The following is a 6202-nucleotide window of genomic DNA, read 5'->3' on the forward strand; positions in this document are numbered from 1 at the left end:
GGAGGTGTGTGATGACTTATAAGGAGAGAATCTTAGACTTCTATAGAAATTCAGGAATTGTTTTCTCGCAGGAAGAATTGACCCAGATAGAGTATGCAGATTTTGGGCTTGGCAATATTGAAATAGAAGGATTAAACTTGATTGTCTATATCAATAATGAGCGATATTGTGCAAAAGAGATGGTATTATTACCAGGACAGACCTGTCCTGAACATCTTCATCCACGAAGAGGTGAAAACTTAGAAATTGAAGGGAAACAGGAAACGTTTCGGGTGAGAAAAGGGAAAGTATACCTTTATGTAGAAGGGGAAGAGACTTCTGATATAGCGGCTATAATCCCAGAACCTTCTAAGGACTTTTATACAGTATTTCATGAAATCATATTGGAGGCTGGTGAACAGTATACCATTCCACCGAGTACCAAACATTGGTTTCAAGCTGCTAGTGATGGGGCAGTCATATCTGAATTTTCTTCTCCTAGTGACGATGCATCAGATATTTTTACAAATCCAAAAATAAAGAGATAACATTAAGGGAGAAGGAAATCATACCAGAAAACTTCTCCCTTTTAGATTGGAGAGTAGTATGAAAGAATATGTGCTAGAAAATGAATGTATTCGGATTAAATTTTTGGACATTGGAGCAACTGTGACAGAGATATTGAAAAAGGCTAATAAGACCAATTTTGTACTCTGTTACCAGGATTATGCAGATTATCAAGATAATTCGTATTATCTAGGCGCGACGATTGGGAGAGTTGCAGGTAGAGTATTTCCTCCATTTTATAGGAGTTATGGTGGGCAGAGAGTGGCGCTAGACGTTAATGAAGGAAGATTGCACTTGCATGGCGGTAAAGCAGGCTTGCATAGGAAAGTGTGGTCTGTCTGCAAGCTCAATGAGGAAGCGTATTGTTTAGAATACAAGGACAATGATTCTATCTATGAGCCAATAGCGCTAAAAATTGTCTACAGCATTGAAGGGAATCGGTTTAGTATACGCTATGAAGGTCATGCGCAAGAGCCTACGGTTTGTAATATCACCAATCATTCTTATTTTAATTTAAACCAAGACAAAACAATTGGAATCCAAAAGCACTGGTTAACCGTTCAGGATTCTTATCTTCAGTTGATAAATCATGAGTTTGTACCAACTGGTGAATTGGATGATATGGGGAGAGAAAATGCTCACTTTGATTTTAGTAAGAGTAAGCAAATCGTGGATGCATTGGAGTTGGGAACAGAATTGTCACGTATTTGTGCAGGTGGAATTGATGTAGCGTATGTGTTTGACAAAGGGCGAGCAGCTGAAATTCTTTTAGAAAGTGAAACGAGGGAAAATGATTTAAGGATTACAAGTGATCAGGAATCATGTGTTATTTATACTCTAAATAAGGTGTCAGTACCTAAACGAATCAATCAGGGGGCGTCTATTTATAAATATGGAGGTGTGACCTTTGAAATGCAGCGCTCTCCTAATTACTTGCATCAGTCTCAGGATATATTAACGCAGCGATATATAGCAAGTACTCATTACGAAATTTTGTGAGGTATAAAATGGAATATGTACTCGGATTAGATTTAGGGACAAGTTCTTTGAAGGGAATAGTGGTGGATAAAGCAGGAAATATTGTGATGGAGGCTTCATCTTCCTATCAAATATTATCAGAACAAGTAGGTTATTCAGAACAGAATCCTCAGGATTGGCTAGTAGCTTTTGAGTTTGTGATGGCAACCTTATCTAGCAAGATAAAGGATTTGCAGTATAATTTAAAGGCTATCTCCTTTTCGGGACAAATGCACTCTTTGGTTTTATTGGATGAGAAGAAGGAGGTTCTGCGCCCAGCTATTTTGTGGAATGATACGCGGACGACTAAACAGTGTCAGCAAATAATGGACTCGTTTGGTACGGAATTGCTTCAAATCACTAAAAATATTGCAGTGGAAGGTTTTACTTTGCCTAAAATTTTATGGGTCAAAGAGAATGAACCAGCTATTTGGGAAAAGGTGCGCCATGTCTTATTACCGAAGGACTATTTGAGGTGGTATTTGACAGGCATCTTGAATATGGAATTCTCAGATGCTTCGGGAACATTATTGTTAGATGTAGATCAAAAAGACTGGTCTAAGGATATTTTAAAGCAATTTAATATTGAGGCAACTGTATTGCCACCTTTAGTTGAATCAATGACGGTGGTAGGAAACCTATCAGATACGATACGAGAGAAATTTGGGTTAAAAGAAGCTATCAAGGTTGTTGCTGGTGGTGCAGACAATGCTTGTTCTGCCTTGGGCTCAGGTATTCTCACAGATGATATTTCTTTGTCTTCAATCGGAACTTCTGGTGTAGTATTGAGTGCAGAGTCGCATCCTAATGTGACGTACAAAGGAGACTTGCATGTCTTTTATCATGTTATAGCAAATGTTAAATATTCAATGGGTGTGACACTAGCTGCAGGTAATTCGTTGAGTTGGTTTAAACAAACATTTGCGGAGAAATTGACTTTTGCGGAATTGATGAGTTGCATTAATGAGGTTGGTATTGGCGCGGAAGGCTTATTATTTACCCCTTACATAACAGGGGAGAGGACTCCTTATATTGATAGCCAAATACGAGGCTCTTTTATTGGGATTGATATGCGCCATACGTTTAAGCATTTTACGAGAGCTGTTGTGGAAGGCATTACTTTTTCATTAAAAGATTGTCTTAAGATTATGGAACATCAAAAAGGACGACGGAAGCGAATCATTGCAGTAGGTGGCGGTGCTTTAAATGAAGACTGGTTACAGATACAAGCAGATATATTTGCTTGTCAAGTCCAAATATTACAAACGGAGCAGGGACCAGGGTTTGGCGCAGCAATCTTAGCAGCACTTGGACTGGGTTGGTTTAAAGATGCTAATATGGCTGTGCAAGCTTTTGTGAAAGAAGGGAAATCTTATGACCCTATTCCACGGCATGTGGTTGAGTATGAAAAAATATATCGACAGTACCAGAATATCTATTCGCAAACTAAGCCGATTATGAACTAATGTGTGGTATTGATGAGTGAAGAATGACAAGATAGAAACGTTCTTGTCATTTTTTGCGTATTTTTGAATACCTATGAAGAGAGTTTGTTTGTGGTATAATGAAAGGGAGCATGTATATAAAAACAAAGGAAGCAATGATGAAGATAGAAGCAGTCGTAACGGATATGGACGGGACTTTTTTGGATAATCGTGGTGGGTTTGATCGCGAGCGGTTTGACCGGGTCTTAGTGCAGTTAGAAGCAAGGGGAATCCCTTTTATTGTAGCAAGTGGCAACAGCCTAGAACGGTTGTTGGACCTCTTTGCAGGTTTTGAGGACAGGGTCTTATTCTTAGCGGAAAATGGTGGTCTGTTTTATCATAAGGGAAAGATAGTCTTTCGCAAGACCTTGGGTCGGGAAGTGGTCGATGAACTCCTTGCTTATTATCAAACGAGGGCAGCAGATTATTGCTTGATGCTATCAAGTGATACGACCATTTACATCGATGAGCGTGCTCCCCAGCCCTTTGCAGAGACAGAATTAGCCATTACAAAAGCGCAGTTGCGGGCCTTTTGGGACAAGATTGTCCGCCTTGCGAACTTGCATCATGTGCCGGATGAGGTAGCCATTACCCATGCAGGATTTTGGGTCAAAGAGGAATTGGTGGATACACTTGTCGCAGAATGCAACCAAGTCTTTGGAGAGCAATTGCAGGCTGTAACAAGTGGTTACGGATCGGTGAGCATTTTACCTAAAGGAGTACACAAGGCTTGGGGCTTGGACCAAATCTTGAAGCAGCTAGGGATTGAGGCAAGGGATGTGCTTGCCTTTGGCGATAGTGACAATGATGTGGAATTATTAGCCTATGCGGGTTATTCCTATGCCATGGACAATGCAGGTGAGCGCGTCAAGGCAGTGGCTAAAAACCTTGCTCCGTCGCACGTTGAGCAGGGAGTTCTTACGGTGATAGAAGAATATGTAGCAGGAGAAGATGATGCAGCAACCACAGATTAAATTCATTGCTTTTGATATGGACGGGACCTTTTTGAATTCACAGAATGACTATGATCGCAAGCGTTTTGCGGATATTTGGGAGCAATTGCAAAAACGCGGAATTCGAGTGGCAGCTATTTCTGGCAATCAGTACCAGCAAATCAGATCCTTTTTTCCCGATATTCATGAACAGATGACCATTGTGTCCGAAGTGGGCTCGGTCATTGTAGAAAATGGGGAGCGGATTGCGGAGTATTACTTTGAGCCAGACGTTGTGGCGGATTTGATTGCCTTATTGGCGCAAAAAAATCTCTTGCATCGTTGTTCCATCAGCGGTTTGAAAGCCCTGTATTTTGCCCGAAATACGCCAGAAGAATTCAAGCAATTGATCACCAAGCACAATTATGAATGGCAGGAAATTGAAGATTTGACGCAATTACCAGATGATCGCTTTACCATTTTGACGCTGGATGTGCCAGAGATGGATATTCAGGCCTTGGTTGCAGAGTTAAATGCGACAGGAAAGGGAAGCGCGCGTGCGGTGTCGAGCGGTTTTAACTTTATCGATATTGTGCATCCAGCGGTCAATAAAGGTGTTGCCATGGATTTTCTAGCCAAGCGCTGGCAGATAGAACCATCTGAAATCATGGCCTTTGGTGATAGTGACAATGATTTGGAGATGCTAGCTTATGCAGGCTATTCCTACGCTATGGCAGGTAGCCCGGAGAGTGTCTGTCAGGCAGCGAAATTTCAAGCTCCGTCCAATGATGTCTCAGGTGTCTTGCAGGTGATAGAGGAGATGGTACTATCCTAATAAGCCTTCTCGATCAGTTTTGCTGAATTTCCATCGGGGCAATGTATGGATTGTCTATGTTTTGGGGTAAAGCATTGAAAAACGAACAGGGGTGGGGGGTATAATAAGATGTATTTATTTTATAGTTATTTGAATACGAGCTAAAATCTCGGAAAATAGACGAGCCGTCCTAGAAATACGATTTCTTCGTTCGTCTCCCTAATTTTCTGTCGATTTTTAACGCTCTTATATCATAGTTTTACGAATGGAGCAAAGTTTGAAAAAAATAAAAGTTAATTGATTTATTGTTTACCCCAATTTTGGGCACACTGAAAAGAGGTCTTTAAACCTGATTTTTAAAATTAAGCGACGTTGAAACCGTGTTGTTGAGCAAAACGAATAGCATCTTGAGCAGACATTGTCTTGTCAGGGTTTCTCATTTCGGTTAAGCCTTGTAAGGTAGGATTGTAATTTTCTTTCTTGAAAAGGACTTGGTAGATAGCCACAAGAAGTTTGCGACAGGTAGCGATAATCGCTTTTCGATGCCCACGGCGTTTCTTGAGTTTGAGATATTTGTTTCGAAACTCTGGGTGTTTCTCTGACTTGACAACGGCGTTCGCGATTTGTACGAGGAAAGGTTTGAGGTATCGCCCGCCTTTAGAAATGCGAGTAGAATATTTCTTCCCAGCACTTTCATTGTTTGCGGGAACAAGACCTGCCCAGGAGCAGAGCTTACCAGCAGTATCAAAGACGTTCATATCTGCACCGATTTCAGAAATGACACGTAGGGCAGAAAGTTCCTCTTTAAATCCAGGTACTGTCTGGATGAGTTTGACTTGTTTTTGATATTCTTGTCCTAAATCACGAATCATCTGTTCTAAGTCCTCTTTACAGATAGTGAGTGCGTCGTAGTGAGCTTTAATAACTCTGATTTTCTCAACTTGTTCAGGAGTTAAGATGCCGTCCATAGCGATTTCTAGGTTTTGTATTTTATCCTTCATTCTCTTGTGAACCAGCTGCTCTATGTTAGGTTTCTCCTCAGGATTGTCAAGGATGCTCTTGATAATGGCTTGAGCACTTTTTCCGAAGACATCGGAAACGACACTTGCAAGAGGAGGTTAGACCAAGTGAGGCAGTTCTGATACCGATTTTTCTCTCTGACTTGAAGTTGTGTTAACTTCATGCGATAGCGAAAGAGGTCACGAAGTTGTCTGATTTTAAGAGGCGGTATAAAGCTAGAGGCAACGAGGTCGTGCTTGAAGAGGTCGGCAATCCATTGTGCGTCTTTCTTGTCGGTCTTCTTACCACGAATCGCTTTAACATATTTTGGGTGAGCCAGACAGATGTTAGCGTGTTCTTCGAGGATATTGAAGACAGGAATCCAGTATTTACCAGTGGATTCCATAGAG

5 protein-coding genes and 1 pseudogene are annotated in these 6202 nt (G+C 41.1%); 5 read left to right on the top strand and 1 reads right to left on the bottom strand.

The window, feature by feature from the left end:
- The first annotated feature begins 11 nt into the window (after positions 1 to 11).
- The 5 genes from E4T82_RS11035 to E4T82_RS11055 all read left to right on the top strand — a co-directional run bounded on the left by E4T82_RS11035 (position 12) and on the right by E4T82_RS11055 (position 4814).
- Complete coding sequence (locus tag E4T82_RS11035; RefSeq protein ID WP_135182843.1) at positions 12 to 527, top strand: D-lyxose/D-mannose family sugar isomerase; 516 nt, start codon at positions 12 to 14, stop codon at positions 525 to 527.
- 58 nt (positions 528 to 585) lie between these two features.
- Positions 586 to 1545 carry a hypothetical protein gene (locus E4T82_RS11040; RefSeq protein WP_135182844.1) on the top strand — a complete coding sequence of 320 codons (960 nt, stop codon included), beginning with the start codon at positions 586 to 588 and terminating at the stop codon, positions 1543 to 1545.
- 8 nt (positions 1546 to 1553) lie between these two features.
- Complete coding sequence (xylB, locus tag E4T82_RS11045) at positions 1554 to 3029, top strand: xylulokinase (protein ID WP_135182845.1); 1476 nt, start codon at positions 1554 to 1556, stop codon at positions 3027 to 3029.
- A 110-nt stretch (positions 3030 to 3139) separates the two neighbouring features.
- A complete protein-coding gene (locus tag E4T82_RS11050) occupies positions 3140 to 4021 on the top strand; it encodes a Cof-type HAD-IIB family hydrolase (RefSeq protein ID WP_348628427.1) in 882 nt (293 codons plus the stop codon).
- The gene (locus tag E4T82_RS11055) at positions 4002 to 4814 is read left to right on the top strand and encodes a Cof-type HAD-IIB family hydrolase (RefSeq protein ID WP_167753621.1); all 813 of its coding nucleotides are present in this window, start codon (positions 4002 to 4004) and stop codon (positions 4812 to 4814) included. The genes E4T82_RS11050 and E4T82_RS11055 overlap by 20 nt, the downstream gene beginning before the upstream one ends.
- Positions 4815 to 5155: 341 nt before the next feature.
- Here the strand turns inward: E4T82_RS11055 and E4T82_RS13060 are convergent.
- Positions 5156 to 6202 (bottom strand): annotated as a pseudogene (locus E4T82_RS13060) (IS110 family transposase); the annotation flags it as partial.

Source organism: Streptococcus cuniculi, from assembly GCF_004570575.1.
Lineage (GTDB): Bacteria > Bacillota > Bacilli > Lactobacillales > Streptococcaceae > Streptococcus > Streptococcus cuniculi_A.

What these genes read in the sequence shown, in the direction of transcription:
- E4T82_RS11035 (WP_135182843.1), top strand. Translation starts at nt 12, where the DNA reads ATGACTTATAAGGAGAGAATCTTAGACTTCTATAGAAATTCAGGAATT.
- E4T82_RS11040 (WP_135182844.1), top strand. Translation starts at nt 586, where the DNA reads ATGAAAGAATATGTGCTAGAAAATGAATGTATTCGGATTAAATTTTTG.
- xylB (WP_135182845.1), top strand. Translation starts at nt 1,554, where the DNA reads ATGGAATATGTACTCGGATTAGATTTAGGGACAAGTTCTTTGAAGGGA.
- E4T82_RS11050 (WP_348628427.1), top strand. Translation starts at nt 3,140, where the DNA reads ATGTATATAAAAACAAAGGAAGCAATGATGAAGATAGAAGCAGTCGTA.
- E4T82_RS11055 (WP_167753621.1), top strand. Translation starts at nt 4,002, where the DNA reads ATGCAGCAACCACAGATTAAATTCATTGCTTTTGATATGGACGGGACC.